This window comes from Pseudomonas sp. BIGb0381, assembly GCF_024809815.1.
Lineage (GTDB): Bacteria > Pseudomonadota > Gammaproteobacteria > Pseudomonadales > Pseudomonadaceae > Aquipseudomonas.
Genome location: NZ_JANUEN010000001.1, coordinates 238557 through 253607 on the forward strand (window position 1 = coordinate 238557; position 15051 = coordinate 253607).

Genomic DNA, 15051 nt, shown 5'->3' on the forward strand with positions numbered 1-15051 from the left:
CTGTACCAGCAGTGATATAGTTCGCCGCCAGTTCAGTCCGCCCAGCCCATGAGGCTATCTATATGCGTCACCGTTGCAAACGTTTGTCGCATGCATGGTGTCTGAGTGAGAGGCTGCATCCCAAGGAGTTTAGATGAGTGCCGATAACGCCTACGCGGTCGAGCTGAAGGGACTGACCTTCAAGCGCGGGACGCGCAGCATCTTCAATAACGTCGATATTCGCATTCCCCGCGGCAAGGTCACGGGCATCATGGGGCCGTCCGGTTGCGGCAAGACCACGCTGTTGCGTCTGATGGGCATGCAATTGCGCCCCAGCGCCGGTGAAGTGTGGGTCAACGGCCAGAACCTGCCGACCTTGTCGCGCAGCGATCTGTTCGATGCTCGCAAGCATATGGGCGTGCTGTTCCAGAGCGGTGCGCTGTTTACCGACCTCGATGTGTTCGAGAACGTGGCGTTTCCGTTGCGGGTGCATACCCAGCTGTCCGACGAAATGATTCGTGACATTGTGTTGCTGAAATTGCAGGCCGTAGGCCTTCGTGGTGCCATCGACCTGATGCCCGACGAACTGTCCGGCGGCATGAAGCGCCGTGTGGCTCTGGCGCGTGCCATCGCCCTCGACCCGCAGATCCTCATGTACGACGAGCCTTTCGTCGGCCAGGATCCGATTGCCATGGGTGTGCTGGTGCGCCTGATTCGTCTGCTCAACGATGCGCTGGGTATCACCAGCATCGTGGTCTCTCACGACCTTGCAGAAACCGCGAGCATTGCCGATTACCTCTATGTAGTCGGCGATGGCCAGGTGCTGGGGCAGGGTACGCCTGAAGAACTGATGAACGCCGACAACCCGCGTATTCGCCAATTCATGACCGGCGATCCCGATGGCCCTGTGCCTTTTCACTTTCCGGCAGCGGATTACCGCTCAGACCTTCTGGGGAAGCGCTGATGCGCAAGACATCTCTCATCGAGAAGGTTCGCCTTTTCGGTCGATCCGGTATCGACATCGTCGAAGTGCTGGGTCGCTCGACAATTTTCCTGTTTCACGCCTTGCTCGGCCGCGGTGGCATTGGTGGCGGCTTCGGCCTGTTGATCAAGCAACTGCATTCGGTGGGCGTGATGTCCCTGGTGATCATTGTGGTCTCCGGGATGTTCATCGGGATGGTGCTGGCGTTGCAGGGCTTCAATATCCTGTCCAGCTACGGTTCGGAGCAGGCGGTGGGGCAGATGGTTGCCCTGACGCTGCTGCGTGAGTTGGGGCCGGTCGTGACCGCGTTGCTGTTCGCCGGACGAGCGGGTTCCGCGTTGACTGCCGAAATCGGCAACATGAAGTCCACCGAGCAGTTGTCCAGCCTGGAAATGATCGGCGTGGACCCGCTCAAGTACATTGTTGCCCCGCGCCTGTGGGCCGGCTTTATTTCCCTGCCTTTGCTGGCGATGATCTTCAGCGTGGTCGGTATCTGGGGCGGCTCCTGGGTGGCAGTGGACTGGCTGGGCGTCTACGACGGCTCCTACTGGGCCAACATGCAAAACAGCGTGACTTTCAGCGGTGACGTGCTCAATGGCGTCATAAAGAGCATCGTCTTCGCCTTTGTAGTGACCTGGATCGCCGTATTCCAAGGCTATGACTGTGAGCCCACTTCAGAAGGGATCAGTCGCGCCACCACCAAGACCGTTGTGTACGCCTCACTGGCGGTACTGGGCCTTGACTTCATTTTGACCGCCTTGATGTTTGGAGATTTCTGATGCAAAACCGCACTGTGGAAATCGGTGTCGGCCTTTTCTTGCTGGCTGGCATCCTGGCTTTACTGTTGCTGGCCCTGCGAGTCAGTGGCCTTTCCGCCAGCCCGACCGCCGATACTTATAAACTTTACGCTTACTTCGACAATATCGCTGGTTTGACTGTCAGAGCTAAAGTGACCATGGCCGGTGTCACCATCGGCAAGGTCACGGCAATCGATCTGGATCATGACAGCTTCACGGGTCGAGTGACGATGCAGCTGGATAAGAAGGTAGATAATCTGCCTACCGATTCCACTGCATCTATCCTCACTGCGGGTCTGCTGGGCGAGAAATACATCGGTGTCAGCGTGGGCGGGGAAACAGCCCTGCTCAAGGATGGCTCGACAATCCACGACACACAGTCGTCGTTGGTGCTTGAAGACCTGATCGGTAAATTCCTGCTCAATACGGTCAATAAAGACGCTAAATGAGGAATCTGTACATGATCTCTACCTTGCGACGTGGTCTCCTGGTACTGCTTGCAGCGCTGCCGTTGATGGCCAACGCAGCAGGTTCTGCGCACGAACTGGTGCAGGACACTACCAACAGGATGTTGGCTGACCTGACTGCCAATAAAGAGCAGTACAAGCAAGACCCTTCCAAGTTTTATGAAGCGCTCAACACTATTGTTGGTCCCGTGGTGGATGCTGAAGGTATCTCCAAAAGCATCATGACGGTCAAATATTCGCGCAAGGCCACTCCTGCGCAAATGCAAACGTTCCAGGAAAACTTCAAGCGCGGCCTGTTCCAGTTTTATGGCAACGCTTTGCTTGAGTACAACAACCAGGGCATCACCGTCGCTCCTGCCGGGGATGAGTCGGGTGACCGCACCAGTGTCAACATGAGCGTCAAGGGCAACAATGGTGCCGTTTACCCGGTGCAGTACACGCTGGAGAAGATCAGTGGCGAGTGGAAACTACGCAATGTGATCATCAACGGTATCAACATCGGCAAGCTGTTCCGTGACCAGTTCGCCGACGCCATGCAGCGCAATGGCAACGACCTGGACAAAACCATCAATGGTTGGGCCGGTGAAGTCGCCAAGGCCAAGGAAGAGACCGATAAAACTGCAGGGAAGCCTGCGCAATGACCGAGTCGGCTGTTCGTCTCGGCGACGCTGGCGAGTTGTTCCTCAGCGGCGTGCTGGATTACCGCACCGGGCCTGACCTGCGCAAGCAGGGCCAAGCGCTGATCAAGAGCAGCACTGCCCCTGCGTTGGTGCTGGATTGCTCGGCGGTAACCAAGTCCAGCAGCGTCGGCTTGTCGTTGCTGCTGTGCTTCATGCGTGATGCTGAGGCGGCCAAAAAACCGGTCAGCATCCGTGCATTGCCTGAAGACATGCGTGAAATCGCCGAAGTTTCCGGTTTGACCGAGCTGTTGGTGCATCCTTAATACACATTATCGATGAAGCCCCCCGTCAGAGTCCTGCTATGCGGGGTTCGCAGGCGCGGGGCTTTTTTGTATGATGTGCGACCCGTGCGCACTGGGCGCCGATAGAGGTTGATCATGCAGGCCCTAGAAGTTAAGAGCTTTCTCGAAGGAAAGCTGCCGGATACGAACGTAGAAGTTGAAGGCGAAGGCTGCAACTTCCAGCTGAACGTGATTAGCGATGAACTGGCGGCACTCAGCCCGGTCAAGCGTCAGCAGCAGATCTATGCCCATTTGAACCCGTGGATCACCGATGGCAGCATCCACGCGGTCACTATGAAATTTTTCAGTCGCGCGGCCTGGGCCGAGCGCACCTGAGCCCCCAAGGCGTCGAGATTCTTATGGATAAATTGATTATTACCGGCGGTGCCCGCCTCGATGGCGAGATTCGCATTTCCGGTGCGAAAAACTCTGCCTTGCCGATCCTGGCCGCGACCTTGCTGTGCGATGGCCCGGTAACCGTAGCCAACCTGCCGCACCTGCACGACATCACCACCATGATCGAGCTGTTTGGTCGCATGGGTATTGAGCCGGTAATCGACGAGAAGCTGTCCGTCGAAATCGATCCGCGCACCATCAAGACCCTGATCGCCCCGTACGAACTGGTGAAAACCATGCGTGCGTCGATCCTGGTATTGGGCCCGATGGTCGCCCGTTTCGGCGAGGCCGAAGTCGCATTGCCTGGCGGTTGCGCCATTGGCTCGCGTCCGGTGGACCTGCACATCCGTGGCCTTGAAGCCATGGGCGCGACCATCGACGTCGAAGGCGGCTACATCAAGGCCAAGGCGCCGGAAGGCGGCCTGCGTGGCGCGAACTTCTTCTTTGATACCGTCAGCGTGACCGGTACCGAAAACATCATGATGGCCGCTGCCCTGGCCAACGGCCGCAGTGTGCTGCAAAACGCTGCGCGCGAGCCTGAAGTGGTCGACCTGGCCAACTTCCTGATCGCCATGGGTGCCAACATCACCGGCGCCGGCACCGACACCATCACCATTGACGGTGTGAAACGCCTGCACCCTGCCACCTACAAAGTGATGCCGGACCGTATCGAGACCGGTACCTACCTGGTTGCTGCCGCCGTCACCGGTGGTCGCGTCAAGGTCAAGGACACCGATCCGACCATTCTGGAAGCGGTCCTGGAAAAACTGCGCGAAGCCGGTGCCGAAATCACCACCGGTGAAGACTGGATCGAGCTGAACATGCACGGCAAGCGGCCAAAAGCCGTTAACGTGCGTACCGCTCCGTACCCGGCGTTCCCGACCGACATGCAGGCGCAGTTCATCTCCTTGAACGCCATTGCCGAAGGCACGGGTGCAGTGATCGAGACCATCTTCGAAAACCGCTTCATGCACGTGTACGAACTGCACCGCATGGGCGCGAAGATCCAGGTTGAAGGCAACACTGCCATCGTTACCGGCACCGAGAAGCTCAAGGGCGCGCCAGTCATGGCCACCGACCTGCGCGCTTCGGCCAGCCTGGTGATCTCGGCGCTGATCGCCGAAGGCGATACCCTGATCGACCGCATCTACCACATCGACCGTGGTTACGAGTGCATCGAGGAAAAACTGCAGATGCTCGGCGCGAAAATCCGCCGCGTACCGGGCTAGTCCTCACTGCATTGTAGGAGCGAGCTTGCTCGCGAAGAACTCGTGGGCACCGCGTTGAGTCTGAATAAACGCGTTATCGTTGACGTTTTTCACGAGCAAGCTCGCTCCTACATACACTGATTTGTTTCAAGTCGAGGCTGTCATGGCCTCGATCTGTGTCTGGCGCCGTTTGCGACCGGACAGCAATAGCCTGATGAAGGATTGACGTTTCCCATGTTGACCATCGCACTGTCCAAGGGCCGCATCCTTGACGACACTTTGCCGCTTCTGGCTGAAGCGGGCATCGTGCCGACCGAGAATCCGGACAAGAGCCGCAAGCTGATCATCCCTACGACCCAGGACGACGTTCGCCTGCTGATCGTACGGGCTACCGACGTGCCGACTTACGTTGAACATGGCGCGGCCGACCTCGGCGTCGCCGGTAAAGACGTGCTGATGGAATACGGCGGCCAAGGCCTGTACGAGCCGCTGGACCTGCGCATTGCCCTGTGCAAGCTGATGACCGCCGGCCGTGTCGGTGATGTCGAGCCTAAAGGCCGCCTGCGCGTGGCCACCAAGTTCGTCAACGTTGCCAAGCGTTACTACGCCGAACAAGGCCGTCAGGTCGACATCATCAAGCTCTACGGCTCGATGGAGCTGGCGCCGCTGATCGGCCTGGCTGACAAGATCATCGACGTGGTCGACACCGGCAACACCCTGCGTGCCAACGGTCTCGAACCACAGGATTTTATCGCCGATATCAGCTCTCGGCTGATCGTCAACAAAGCGTCGATGAAGATGCAACACGCCCGTATCCAGGCGTTGATCGACACCCTGCGCCAGGCAGTGGAGTCTCGACACCGCGGTTGACTCACCTGCGTAGCTGAAAAGCTGCGCCCGTCTATCCGCCTCATAGCCAGAATTCTCAGGTGCCCAAGCGGAAACGACTGCTAGTTTAGGGCGCCTGAGTTTTTGCCAATTCTATTGAGGCCCTCGCTATGACCACGTCCACTGCAATTGCCCGACTCAACGCTGCCGACCCGGATTTCGCCCATCATCTGGATCATCTGCTGAGCTGGGAAAGCGTGTCCGACGACTCGGTCAACCAGCGGGTGCTCGACATTATCAAGGCCGTGCGCGAGCGCGGTGATGCGGCGTTGGTGGACTTCACCCGCCAGTTCGACGGTCTGGACGTCAAGTCCATGTCTGACCTGATCCTGCCCCGCGAACGCCTGGAGCTGGCCCTGACGCGCATCACCGCGCCACAGCGCGAAGCCCTCGAAGTCGCCGCGAGCCGAGTGCGCAGCTACCACGAAAAACAGAAGCAGGACTCCTGGAGCTACACCGAGGCCGACGGCACCGTGCTGGGCCAGAAGGTCACGCCGCTGGACCGTGCTGGTCTGTACGTACCGGGCGGGAAAGCTTCTTACCCGTCCTCAGTATTGATGAACGCGATCCCGGCCAAAGTGGCCGGCGTGACCGAAGTGGTCATGGTGGTACCGACCCCGCGCGGTGAAATCAACGAACTGGTACTGGCTGCCGCCTGTATTGCCGGTGTCGACCGCGTGTTCACCATCGGCGGTGCCCAAGCGGTTGCCGCCCTGGCTTATGGCACCGAAAGCGTGCCGAAGGTCGACAAGGTGGTCGGTCCCGGCAACATCTACGTCGCCACTGCCAAGCGCCATGTGTTCGGCCAGGTCGGTATCGACATGATCGCCGGCCCTTCGGAAATCCTCGTGGTGTGCGACGGCCAGACCGACCCGGACTGGATCGCCATGGACCTGTTCTCCCAGGCCGAGCACGACGAAGACGCCCAGGCGATTCTGGTCAGCCCGGACGCCGAGTTCCTCGACAAGGTCGCCGCCAGCATCAATAAGCTGCTGCCGACCATGGACCGCGCCGAGATCATCGAGAAGTCGATCAATGGTCGTGGTGCGCTGATCCTGGTGCGTGACATGGAACAGGCCATCGAAGTGGCCAACCGTATCGCGCCGGAGCACCTGGAGCTGTCCGTGGCCGATCCGCAGGCCTGGCTGCCGTCGATTCGCCATGCGGGTGCGATCTTCATGGGCCGCCACACCAGCGAAGCGCTGGGCGACTACTGCGCCGGCCCTAACCACGTGCTGCCGACTTCCGGCACCGCGCGCTTCTCGTCGCCGCTGGGGGTGTATGACTTCCAGAAACGTTCGTCGATCATCTTTTGCTCTCCACAAGGCGCTTCCGAATTGGGCAAGACCGCCTCGGTGCTGGCCCGTGGTGAATCCCTGAGCGCCCACGCCCGTAGTGCTGAGTATCGAATCCTGGAAGAGGGGAAATAACCCATGAGCAAATTCTGGAGCCCCTTCGTCAAGGACCTCGTGCCTTACGTGCCCGGCGAGCAACCGAAGCTGACCAAACTGGTCAAGCTCAACACCAATGAAAACCCCTACGGCCCGTCTCCCAAGGCGCTGGCGGCGATGCAGGCCGAGTTGAACGACAACCTGCGCCTGTACCCGGACCCCAACAGCGACCTGCTCAAGCAGGCCGTGGCCAAGTATTACGGGATCGACGCTGGCAAAGTGTTCCTCGGCAACGGTTCCGATGAAGTCCTGGCGCACATCTTCCACGGCTTGTTCCAGCACGAGCTGCCGCTGCTGTTCCCGGATATCAGCTACAGCTTCTATCCGGTGTACTGCGGTCTCTACGGCATCAAGTCCAACCCGGTGCCGTTGGACGAGCAGTTCCAGATCCGCGTCGCGGACTACGCCAAGCCCAACGGCGGGATCATCTTCCCCAACCCGAACGCGCCCACCGGCTGCGTCCTGGCGCTGGACGCCGTGGAGCAGATCCTCAAGGCCAGCCCGGATTCGGTGGTGGTGGTCGATGAGGCCTATATCGACTTCGGTGGCGAAACCGCCATCAGCCTGGTGGACCGTTACCCGAACCTGCTGGTGACCCAGACCCTGTCCAAGTCGCGCTCACTGGCCGGTTTGCGTGTGGGCCTGGCCGTGGGCCACCCGGACCTCATCGAAGCGCTGGAGCGGGTCAAGAACAGCTTCAACTCCTACCCGCTGGATCGCCTGGCGATTGTCGGCGCGGCAGCGGCCTTCGAGGATCGTGAGTACTTCGAGAAGACGTGCCAGTTGGTTATCGATAGTCGCAACCAGCTGGTCGCGCAACTGGAAGGTAAAGGCTTTGAAGTGTTGCCGTCAGCGGCCAACTTTATCTTTGCCCGCCACCCACGGCACGACGCTGCCGGCCTGGCGGCCAAGTTGCGTGAGCAAGGGGTGATTGTGCGGCACTTCAAGCAGGAGCGGATTGCCCAGTTCCTGCGGATCAGCATCGGTACGCCGGAGCAGAACCAGGCGCTGATCGATGGGTTGGGTGAGCTCTAAGCCACACTGAAGATCAAAAAATGTGGGAGGGGGCTTGCCCCCTCCCGCATTAGGTTCTGCCATATGTGTTAGATCAGCGGCTCTTCCGGCTTCTTGTTCTTCCAGCCATCATTGCCCGGCAGCAGCAGGTTCAAGCCAATCGCTACCACCGCACACAGTGCAATGCCCTTCAGGCCGAAGTCATCCGGACCCGTACCGGTCCCCACCAGCACACCGCCAATGCCGAACACCAGGGTCACCGACACAATCACCAGATTGCGCGCTTCACCCAGGTCGATCCTGTGGCGGATCAACGTGTTCATCCCCACCGCAGCAATCGAGCCGAACAGCAGGCACAGGATCCCGCCCATCACCGGCACCGGGATGCTTTGCAGCAGTGCACCGAACTTGCCGATGAACGCCAGGCTGATGGCAAACACTGCCGCCCAGGTCATGATCTTCGGGTTGTAGTTCTTGGTCAGCATCACCGCGCCCGTTACTTCGGCGTACGTGGTGTTCGGTGGGCCGCCAAACAGGCCGGCGGCGGTGGTGGCAATGCCGTCGCCGAGCAAAGTGCGGTGCAGGCCAGGCTTCTTCAGGTAGTCGCGACCGGTCACGCTGCCTACTGCAATCACACCGCCGATATGTTCGATCGCCGGCGCCAGCGCTACCGGGACGATAAACAGGATCGCCTGCCAGTTGAACTCCGGCGCGGTGAAGTGGGGCAGGGCGAACCACGGTGCGGCGGCGATTTTTGCCGTGTCGACCACGCCAAAGTAGAAGGCCATGGCAAAGCCCACCAGCACGCCGGAGATGATCGGCACCAGGCGGAAGATACCCTTGCCGAACACCGCCACGATCAACGTGGTGAGCAGCGCAGGCATCGAGATCATCATCGCCGTCTGGTAATGAATCAGTTCGGCGCCATCGCCGGATTTCCCCATCGCCATATTCGCGGCGATCGGTGCCATGGCCAGTCCGATGGAAATAATCACCGGGCCGATGACCACCGGAGGCAGCAGGCGGTCGATGAAACCGGTGCCTTTGATCTTCACGGCCAGGCCGAGGAAGGTATAGACAAACCCGGCTGCCATCACCCCGCCCATGGTCGCTGCGAGGCCGAACTGGCCCTTGGCGAGAATAATCGGGGTGATGAAGGCAAAGCTCGACGCCAGGAAGACCGGCACCTGCCGCCCTGTCACCACCTGGAACAACAGCGTGCCCAGGCCGGCGGTGAACAGTGCGACGTTTGGATCAAGACCTGTGATCAGTGGCATCAACACCAGCGCGCCAAATGCGACGAAGAGCATCTGTGCGCCAGACAGGATCTGGCGCCAAAGCGGGTCGTTGAATTCATCCTGCATGCTCACGCGTCCTTCTGCTTGGTGCCGAAGATCTTGTCACCGGCATCGCCCAGGCCTGGGATGATGTAACCGTGTTCGTTCAGGCGCTCATCGATGGAGGCGGTGTAGATCTGCACGTCCGGGTGGGCTTTCTCGACGGCGGCGATGCCTTCGGGCGCGGCCACCAGCACCATGGCGCGGATGTCCCGGCAACCGGCTTTTTTCAGCAGGTCGATGGTGGCAACCATGGAGCTGCCGGTGGCGAGCATCGGGTCGATGATCATGGCCAGGCGCTCGTTGATTTCCGGTACGAGTTTTTCCAGGTAGGTGTGGGCCTGCAGGGTTTCTTCGTTGCGGGCTACGCCGACGGCGCTGACCTTGGCGCCCGGAATCAGGCTGAGCACGCCTTCGAGCATGCCGATACCGGCGCGCAGGATCGGCACCACGGTGATTTTCTTACCGGCGATCTTCTCGACCTGGACGGTGCCTGCCCAACCTTCGATGTCGTAGGTTTCCAGAGGCAAATCTTTGGTGGCTTCGTAAGTGAGCAGCGCTCCAACTTCCTGAGCAAGCTCACGGAAATTCTTCGTGCTAATGTCGGCACGGCGCATAAGGCCGAGTTTGTGTCGGATCAGCGGGTGGCGGATCTCGCGAGTGGGCATGGGAAAGGCTCCGGCGGCGGGCAAAAAAACCGGCCTAGATTAATCTATCCGAGGGTGTTGTCCTATAGACATCTAGTACGTTAGTCCATTAAGGCTTGATCGTTGCGCCTCACATGCGTACCTTTGCCCGCTTTTCTTGCCACAGCACCCCTTGGAGAGCGCCATGTCCGCTGATCTCGAGCATATCCGTCAAATCATGCGCGAGGCTGACTGCCTGTACACCGAAGCGCAAGTCGAAGCAGCGATCGCCAAGGTTGGCGCACACATCACCCGCGAAATGGCCGACACCAACCCGGTGGTCTTCTGCGTGATGAACGGTGGCCTGATTTTCGCCGGCAAATTGCTGACTCACCTGCAATTCCCGTTGGAAGCGTCTTACCTGCACGCCACTCGCTATCGCAACGAAACCACCGGCGGCGACCTGTTCTGGAAAGCCAAGCCGGAAGTCTCGTTTATCGACCGCGACGTGTTGATCATCGACGACATCCTCGATGAGGGCCACACCCTGGGTGCGATCATCGACTTCTGCAAACACGCTGGCGCACGCAAAGTGCACACCGCCGTGCTGATCGACAAAGACCACGACCGCAAGGCCCGTCCCGAGTTGAAAGCCGATTTCGTCGGCTTGCCATGCATCGATCGCTACATCTTCGGTTACGGTATGGATTACAAAGGCTACTGGCGCAACGCCAATGGAATCTACGCCGTCAAAGGTATGTAACGTATGACGCGCTTTCTTGATCAGACGCTGTTTGCCGAGCTGGCCGAGAAAGCGGGCGCCAGCCCGCGTGGTCGGCATCATCACAACTTCCATCAAATGGAAGAGCCGTGCCATCGCCTGGCCGTGGGTCTGCAGCCCAACACGTATGTGCCGCCACATCGGCACCTGAGCGCTGACAAGGCGGAAACCTTGCTGGTCCTCCAGGGGCGCTTGGGCTTGCTGGTGTTCAGCGATACCGGCGAGGTGCTCGCCAAGCGGGTGATGCAGGCCGGCGGCGAATGCTCGGGCGTCGACCTGCCGCCCGGCGTGTTTCATGGCCTGGTGGTGCTCGCGCCCGACACGGTGATGTTCGAGTGCAAGGCCGGGCCTTATCGGCCGGTGGGCGAGGGCGAACTGGCCGATTGGGCGCCCCGCGAAGGCGACGCCGGCGTGGCCGAGTATCAACGCTGGATGCTTGCCCAGTTCGATTGAGCTACAGTGCTGGGCCACCTCTTGCGGAGCGGCCCATGAGCCTGTTGATACGCACCTGCGCCGCCCTGGCGTTGACCCTCAGTTTGCCCCTGGCGGCTGCTCCTGCACCGATGCACAACCAATTCCTGCCGGCCGACGACCTTGCCCTGCGCGCCGAGGCGCCTGACCAGCAGCAGTTGCTGCAAGTCACCGAGTACACCGTGGTGGTGGGCAACCAACGTCAATCCAACCAGCAACCGATCCCCGTGACCTCACCGCTGATGATCCGCCTCAAGGGCAAGTCCCTGAACAAGGGCGCGACCATCAACCAGGTGGTGCTCAACTTCGATGCCGAAAGCAAAAGCCTGAAAAAGCCGGCATACGATGAGAAGAGTAAAACCTTGATCCTGTCGTACCCGGTGGCCCAGTACCGAGTGATTGTCGACTTGCTGCGCAATGACACGGTGTATGTGCAGTTCCTCAGTTACGCCAACGGGCATATCTGGGCGGATTTGCATACCGGTGCTGTTCGTAGCAAATAGCAAAAACACTGAAGATCCAAGTGTGGGATGGGGGCAAGTCCCGTCCCGCATTGGTCCTCGAGCGCTTTCGAAGCCTGTGTTGCACAGGTAGACTTCAAACCCCGTGTAAATGTCTGCTGGCTGGAGTCGGTAATGCGTAAAGATAAGAAACAGGTGATTGGTGACGAGATCGGCGACGATCAGATCAAGTTGTTCCTGGACTTCGAGCCGGTTGACGCGATTTCCCCGTCCTTGCACAAACTGATCAAGGCCTACCGTGGCCTGCGTATCGACGACTTCGAGCGCTTCCTGGTTTTCTTCAAGGAAGCCGGTTTGGACCTGGATGGCAAGGATGAGCACGGCCAGACCTTCGTCGACCTGATCAAGGACCAGCGTAACGCCGCCGAGTACATCGAGCTGATCGACAACGCCCGCGGCTGATGCTTCCTGGCCATAAAAAACGCCCCGTTCTCATCGCGAGAACGGGGCGTTTTTGCTTTTTACTGTAGGAGCGAGCTTGCTCGCGAAAAACCAGAGAACGCCGCGTTAAACCAGATGCGCGGCGTTATCGTTAACGATCTTCGCGAGCAAGCTCGCTCCTATCGGTTTCGGCGGCAGGTTCAACCAGCTCCAGGCTGATGTTGTTCTGCGCGTTGATCTTGCGATACAGCTCAGCATCAGTCTCCAGGACCTTCTCCCGAGCCGGGAAGATCTCGTGCAGCTTGGTCGCCCACTCACCGGCAGCTTTCTGCGGGAAGCAACGCTCGATCAGGTCCAGCATGATCGACACCGTCACCGAAGCGCCTGGGGAGGCACCCAGCAGCGCTGCCAGTGAACCGTCCTTGGCCGCGACCAGCTCGGTGCCAAATTGCAGCACGCCGCCTTTCTTCGGGTCCTTCTTGATGATCTGCACCCGTTGGCCGGCCACTTCCAGGCGCCAGTCTTCAGCTTTGGCTTCCGGGTAGAAACGACGCAGGGATTCCAGGCGCTGCTCCATCGATTGCATCACTTCGCTGACCAGGTACTTGGTCAGGTCCATGTTATCGCGGGCCACAGCCAGCATCGGGCCGATGTTGCCGGCGCGAACCGACAGCGGCAGGTCGAGGAACGAGCCGTGCTTGAGGAACTTGGTGGTGAAGCCGGCGTATGGCCCGAACAGCAGGGATTTCTTGCCGTCGACTACGCGGGTGTCCAGGTGCGGCACGGACATCGGCGGCGAGCCCACGGCAGCCTGGCTGTAGACCTTGGCCTGGTGGTGCTTGACCACTTCCGGGTTGTCGCAACGCAACCACTGGCCGCTGACCGGGAAACCGCCAAACCCTTTGCTTTCTTCGATACCCGAGGCTTGCAGCAGCGGCAGGGCCGCGCCACCGGCGCCGAGGAACACGAACTTGGCGTCCACTTCGCGGCTGTTGCCGCTGTTGACGTCCTTGATGCTCACGGTCCAGCCCGCACCGTTACGCTTGAGGCCGGTCACGCGCTTGCTGTACTTGACCTGGGCGTCCGGGGAGCTGGTCAGGTGAGCGAGCAACTGGTTGGTCAGGGCGCCGAAGTTGACGTCGGTGCCGTTCATCACGCGGGTGGCCGCGATTTTTTCGTCAAGCGGGCGGCCCGGCATCATCAGTGGCATCCACTCGGCCATCTCGTTGCGGTCTTCGGTGTAGTGCATGTCCGAGAACGCATGGTGCTGGCTGAGGGTTTCAAAGCGCTTCCTGAGGAACTCCACGCCTTTTTCGCCCTGCACGAAGCTCAGGTGCGGCACCGGGCTGATAAAGGACTTGGACGAGCCAAAGGTGCCCTTCTTGGTCAGGTAGGCCCAGAACTGCTTCGACACCTCGAACTGGGTGTTGATGTGTACGGCTTTCTTGATGTCGATGGAGCCATCGGCGGCCTGGGGCGTGTAGTTCAGCTCACACAGCCCGGCGTGGCCGGTACCGGCGTTGTTCCACGGGTTGGAACTCTCCGCGGCACCCGAGTCCATCAGCTCAACGACTTCCAGCTTGAGGCCGGGGTCGAGCTCTTTGAGCAGTACGGCCAGGGTGGCACTCATGATGCCGGCCCCTACCAGTACTACGTCGACTGCTTCGTTATGCGCCATTTAACGCGTCTCCAAAATCTGCAGCACCAAATTGACGGCATGGCTGCCAGGAGTGACGGGGCGGTTCACGTGTTGCCCCAGGGTACCCATGGCCAGGATCGCCATGTCCGTTTCGCAATTCTTTGCAACTTCAGCGCACGCTTCCTGCCCGGCCTGATCTGCCTATGAACGCATTCATGGGCGGCTGTGGCAATTCGACTTATGGTCAAAGCGTGCGATTCGTGCAATCAATCCGTAGCGGACAGGCTCAAGCTCCGGTGTTTGCGGAGTACTCGGGCCTGTGTGGTTGGGCTGTTCCAGACGCTGATGGTGCTTGTACAAACGCCAAACTATTCATTTGCTCGCCACACTCTTGTGAAGTTGTGAAAACCCGTTTTTTTCACGCTCTTTTGAAGACGTGAACCTCAAAAAAGGGCTACCCCGGCCTGGCACCTGGCCCGCAAACCTCTGCCGACACGCGGCAAAACGGGCAAACAACTCAAGTGGCCGAGCGCAATGGCAGCTCTGGCAGATTCGGTAAAGGCGGGTGGTTTGCAAAGGAAACAGCAAGCGCGCCAGCTTCACTCGATCTGTGTGGGCGGCTCTCTGTGGGCGATTCTTGGGGGTTAATACCGAGGCATTAACGATGCTGCGAGGCCCGATCAGGAGACGTCCTTATAATCGGGGGGAGATTGTAGCGAAGAACGTCAGGGAAATGGACGTGTTTTATGACTTTTATTAGGCGTTCGGTCAGGCGGCCAACGCCTGGTGGCGGGACGACCGCGCCGGGCGTGGGCTTACACGGGCGCGGGCTGGCAATGGATGATGCATCCAGCTCAGGCGAATTTCTTCGATTTCCACCCAGCCTTCGCCGACGGGAGGCTGGCAGCACTCTTTGAAGGCCTGGCAACGGCCTTGCGCATCGAGCAGGGCAAACTGGCGAAGGGCGGGCTTGCGCGTAAACAGCGACCAGAGAAAATGCATGGCGATAGACCTCCTAAGATTGGGGCCAAGCATGCCCGTCGGGGATGACGAGCGGATGTAACGGCTATTACATATCGGTGACAACGAACCGCCGCCGGGGCGACCGGTCATAGGTTGTAACTGACGCTAGTTCCCTGCGGGCGCGCCCCG

18 protein-coding genes are annotated in these 15051 nt (G+C 59.7%); 14 read left to right on the forward strand and 4 right to left on the reverse strand.

Annotated features, from left to right (window positions below):
- Positions 1 to 133: 133 nt before the first annotated feature.
- The 10 genes from M2397_RS01170 to hisC all read left to right on the forward strand — a co-directional run bounded on the left by M2397_RS01170 (position 134) and on the right by hisC (position 8164).
- Positions 134 to 943: an ATP-binding cassette domain-containing protein gene (locus M2397_RS01170; RefSeq protein ID WP_003171811.1), complete on the forward strand. Its 810-nt coding sequence runs from the start codon at positions 134 to 136 to the stop codon at positions 941 to 943.
- Positions 943 to 1740: a lipid asymmetry maintenance ABC transporter permease subunit MlaE gene (gene mlaE, locus M2397_RS01175; RefSeq protein WP_131698419.1), complete on the forward strand. Its 798-nt coding sequence runs from the start codon at positions 943 to 945 to the stop codon at positions 1738 to 1740. The genes M2397_RS01170 and mlaE overlap by 1 nt, the downstream gene beginning before the upstream one ends.
- The gene (gene mlaD / locus M2397_RS01180) at positions 1740 to 2207 is read left to right on the forward strand and encodes an outer membrane lipid asymmetry maintenance protein MlaD (RefSeq protein WP_131698418.1); all 468 of its coding nucleotides are present in this window, start codon (positions 1740 to 1742) and stop codon (positions 2205 to 2207) included. The genes mlaE and mlaD overlap by 1 nt, the downstream gene beginning before the upstream one ends.
- An 11-nt stretch (positions 2208 to 2218) precedes the next feature.
- Positions 2219 to 2866, forward strand: coding sequence for a phospholipid-binding protein MlaC (locus M2397_RS01185; RefSeq protein ID WP_131698417.1), 648 nt, complete (start codon positions 2219 to 2221; stop codon positions 2864 to 2866).
- Positions 2863 to 3168, forward strand: a complete 306-nt coding sequence (locus M2397_RS01190) for a lipid asymmetry maintenance protein MlaB (RefSeq protein ID WP_259242161.1) — start codon at positions 2863 to 2865, stop codon at positions 3166 to 3168. The genes M2397_RS01185 and M2397_RS01190 overlap by 4 nt, the downstream gene beginning before the upstream one ends.
- Before the next feature lie 114 nt (positions 3169 to 3282).
- Complete coding sequence (locus tag M2397_RS01195) at positions 3283 to 3522, forward strand: BolA family protein (RefSeq protein ID WP_027604803.1); 240 nt, start codon at positions 3283 to 3285, stop codon at positions 3520 to 3522.
- 23 nt (positions 3523 to 3545) lie between these two features.
- Entirely contained in the window at positions 3546 to 4811 is a 1266-nt protein-coding gene (gene murA, locus M2397_RS01200) for a UDP-N-acetylglucosamine 1-carboxyvinyltransferase (protein WP_024073479.1), read from the forward strand.
- A gap of 213 nt (positions 4812 to 5024) precedes the next feature.
- A complete protein-coding gene (gene hisG, locus M2397_RS01205) occupies positions 5025 to 5660 on the forward strand; it encodes an ATP phosphoribosyltransferase (RefSeq protein ID WP_027604802.1) in 636 nt (211 codons plus the stop codon).
- 128 nt (positions 5661 to 5788) lie between these two features.
- Positions 5789 to 7108 (forward strand): histidinol dehydrogenase, encoded by a 1320-nt coding sequence (gene hisD / locus M2397_RS01210; protein ID WP_131698415.1) that lies wholly within the window; start codon positions 5789 to 5791, stop codon positions 7106 to 7108.
- 3 nt (positions 7109 to 7111) lie between these two features.
- Positions 7112 to 8164 (forward strand): histidinol-phosphate transaminase, encoded by a 1053-nt coding sequence (gene hisC, locus M2397_RS01215; protein ID WP_131698414.1) that lies wholly within the window; start codon positions 7112 to 7114, stop codon positions 8162 to 8164.
- 68 nt (positions 8165 to 8232) lie between these two features.
- On the opposite strand, the gene M2397_RS01220 is transcribed toward hisC, so the two are convergent.
- Both M2397_RS01220 and upp read right to left on the reverse strand, forming a co-directional pair.
- Positions 8233 to 9507 carry a uracil-xanthine permease family protein gene (locus tag M2397_RS01220; RefSeq protein WP_131698413.1) on the reverse strand — a complete coding sequence of 425 codons (1275 nt, stop codon included), beginning with the start codon at positions 9505 to 9507 and terminating at the stop codon, positions 8233 to 8235.
- A gap of 2 nt (positions 9508 to 9509) precedes the next feature.
- Positions 9510 to 10148 (reverse strand): uracil phosphoribosyltransferase, encoded by a 639-nt coding sequence (upp, locus tag M2397_RS01225; RefSeq protein ID WP_027604798.1) that lies wholly within the window; start codon positions 10146 to 10148, stop codon positions 9510 to 9512.
- Between the two features lie 163 nt (positions 10149 to 10311).
- Between upp and M2397_RS01230 the strand changes: the two genes are divergently transcribed.
- The 4 genes from M2397_RS01230 (at position 10312) to M2397_RS01245 (ending at position 12281) form a co-directional block, all read left to right on the forward strand.
- Positions 10312 to 10869: a hypoxanthine-guanine phosphoribosyltransferase gene (locus tag M2397_RS01230; protein ID WP_131698412.1), complete on the forward strand. Its 558-nt coding sequence runs from the start codon at positions 10312 to 10314 to the stop codon at positions 10867 to 10869.
- Between the two features lie 3 nt (positions 10870 to 10872).
- Positions 10873 to 11340: a WbuC family cupin fold metalloprotein gene (locus M2397_RS01235; protein ID WP_259242162.1), complete on the forward strand. Its 468-nt coding sequence runs from the start codon at positions 10873 to 10875 to the stop codon at positions 11338 to 11340.
- 35 nt (positions 11341 to 11375) lie between these two features.
- Positions 11376 to 11861, forward strand: coding sequence for a hypothetical protein (locus M2397_RS01240; protein ID WP_259242163.1), 486 nt, complete (start codon positions 11376 to 11378; stop codon positions 11859 to 11861).
- Positions 11862 to 11993: 132 nt separating this feature from the next.
- Positions 11994 to 12281 (forward strand): PA4642 family protein, encoded by a 288-nt coding sequence (locus M2397_RS01245; protein WP_145335328.1) that lies wholly within the window; start codon positions 11994 to 11996, stop codon positions 12279 to 12281.
- A 130-nt stretch (positions 12282 to 12411) separates the two neighbouring features.
- Here M2397_RS01245 and mqo read toward each other — a convergent pair whose 3' ends face one another.
- Positions 12412 to 13938 carry a malate dehydrogenase (quinone) gene (mqo, locus tag M2397_RS01250; protein WP_131698408.1) on the reverse strand — a complete coding sequence of 509 codons (1527 nt, stop codon included), beginning with the start codon at positions 13936 to 13938 and terminating at the stop codon, positions 12412 to 12414.
- 729 nt (positions 13939 to 14667) lie between these two features.
- Positions 14668 to 14901, reverse strand: a complete 234-nt coding sequence (locus M2397_RS01255) for a hypothetical protein (protein ID WP_131698407.1) — start codon at positions 14899 to 14901, stop codon at positions 14668 to 14670.
- Positions 14902 to 15051 lie beyond the last annotated feature (150 nt).

Bases quoted from the DNA above. Each gene is read 5' to 3' on its own strand.
- hisD (WP_131698415.1), top strand. From the start codon at position 5,789: ATGACCACGTCCACTGCAATTGCCCGACTCAACGCTGCCGACCCGGAT.
- M2397_RS01185 (WP_131698417.1), top strand. From the start codon at position 2,219: ATGATCTCTACCTTGCGACGTGGTCTCCTGGTACTGCTTGCAGCGCTG.
- murA (WP_024073479.1), top strand. From the start codon at position 3,546: ATGGATAAATTGATTATTACCGGCGGTGCCCGCCTCGATGGCGAGATT.
- mlaD (WP_131698418.1), top strand. From the start codon at position 1,740: ATGCAAAACCGCACTGTGGAAATCGGTGTCGGCCTTTTCTTGCTGGCT.
- M2397_RS01220 (WP_131698413.1), bottom strand. From the start codon at position 9,507: ATGCAGGATGAATTCAACGACCCGCTTTGGCGCCAGATCCTGTCTGGC.
- M2397_RS01245 (WP_145335328.1), top strand. From the start codon at position 11,994: ATGCGTAAAGATAAGAAACAGGTGATTGGTGACGAGATCGGCGACGAT.
- mlaE (WP_131698419.1), top strand. From the start codon at position 943: ATGCGCAAGACATCTCTCATCGAGAAGGTTCGCCTTTTCGGTCGATCC.
- M2397_RS01240 (WP_259242163.1), top strand. From the start codon at position 11,376: ATGAGCCTGTTGATACGCACCTGCGCCGCCCTGGCGTTGACCCTCAGT.
- upp (WP_027604798.1), bottom strand. From the start codon at position 10,148: ATGCCCACTCGCGAGATCCGCCACCCGCTGATCCGACACAAACTCGGC.
- M2397_RS01170 (WP_003171811.1), top strand. From the start codon at position 134: ATGAGTGCCGATAACGCCTACGCGGTCGAGCTGAAGGGACTGACCTTC.
- M2397_RS01230 (WP_131698412.1), top strand. From the start codon at position 10,312: ATGTCCGCTGATCTCGAGCATATCCGTCAAATCATGCGCGAGGCTGAC.
- hisG (WP_027604802.1), top strand. From the start codon at position 5,025: ATGTTGACCATCGCACTGTCCAAGGGCCGCATCCTTGACGACACTTTG.
- M2397_RS01190 (WP_259242161.1), top strand. From the start codon at position 2,863: ATGACCGAGTCGGCTGTTCGTCTCGGCGACGCTGGCGAGTTGTTCCTC.
- M2397_RS01195 (WP_027604803.1), top strand. From the start codon at position 3,283: ATGCAGGCCCTAGAAGTTAAGAGCTTTCTCGAAGGAAAGCTGCCGGAT.
- M2397_RS01255 (WP_131698407.1), bottom strand. From the start codon at position 14,901: ATGCATTTTCTCTGGTCGCTGTTTACGCGCAAGCCCGCCCTTCGCCAG.
- M2397_RS01235 (WP_259242162.1), top strand. From the start codon at position 10,873: ATGACGCGCTTTCTTGATCAGACGCTGTTTGCCGAGCTGGCCGAGAAA.
- hisC (WP_131698414.1), top strand. From the start codon at position 7,112: ATGAGCAAATTCTGGAGCCCCTTCGTCAAGGACCTCGTGCCTTACGTG.
- mqo (WP_131698408.1), bottom strand. From the start codon at position 13,938: ATGGCGCATAACGAAGCAGTCGACGTAGTACTGGTAGGGGCCGGCATC.